Below are 646 nucleotides of genomic sequence, written 5' to 3'. Positions count from 1 at the left end.
CTATGCTAAACACTTATAATGATAAATATCTACTTTATCCTGTATTGTATTTTTATGGTTTTGGAAATGGAATTTTATTTAAAGCTTTATTGCAAAATAAAAATCATCAGCATATTGTTGTTTTTGAAAAAGATATAGAAATCATTTGGATAATGTTTCATATCTTAGATTTTTCAAATGAATTGCAAAGTGCAAGATTGATGATTTTGCAAACAAGTTCTTTGGATATAGAATTTTTTTCTAATTTTTGCTCTAGCAAACCTTTCTTTCAATTTTCTAGAATTTATTTTTTAGAACTGATGAGTCATTATTATGAAAGATTTCATGAAGATATTTTAGGATTGAATAAAAAATTAGCAGAAAATTTTAAAAATTCTATTGTTTCTCATGGCAATGATCCCCTTGATGCTCTTCAAGGCATAGAGCAATTTGTTTATAATCTTCCTTCAATGATTACTCATCCTAGTTATAAAGAATTACTTTCTAAAAGAAAGGGTATAAGTGATACAGCTATCATTGTTTCTACAGGACCATCTCTTACTAAACAATTGCCTTTATTAAAAAAATATGCTAGTAAAGCTACAATTTTTTGTGCGGATTCTTCTTATCCTATTTTAGCTAAACATGGTATAAAGCCTGATTATGT

The 646-nt window shown here is 26.5% G+C and carries 1 protein-coding gene; it reads left to right on the top strand.

The features are described 5' to 3' along the window. Nucleotides 1–646, top strand: a 646-nt coding sequence (locus AJ889_RS02640; RefSeq protein ID WP_148123999.1) for a motility associated factor glycosyltransferase family protein, incomplete at both ends; no start/stop codon positions are given.

Source organism: Campylobacter sp. BCW_6468 (assembly GCF_001762865.1).
Classification (GTDB): Bacteria; Campylobacterota; Campylobacteria; order Campylobacterales; family Campylobacteraceae; genus Campylobacter_D; species Campylobacter_D jejuni.
This window is presented reverse-complemented; position numbering and strand designations above follow the sequence as displayed.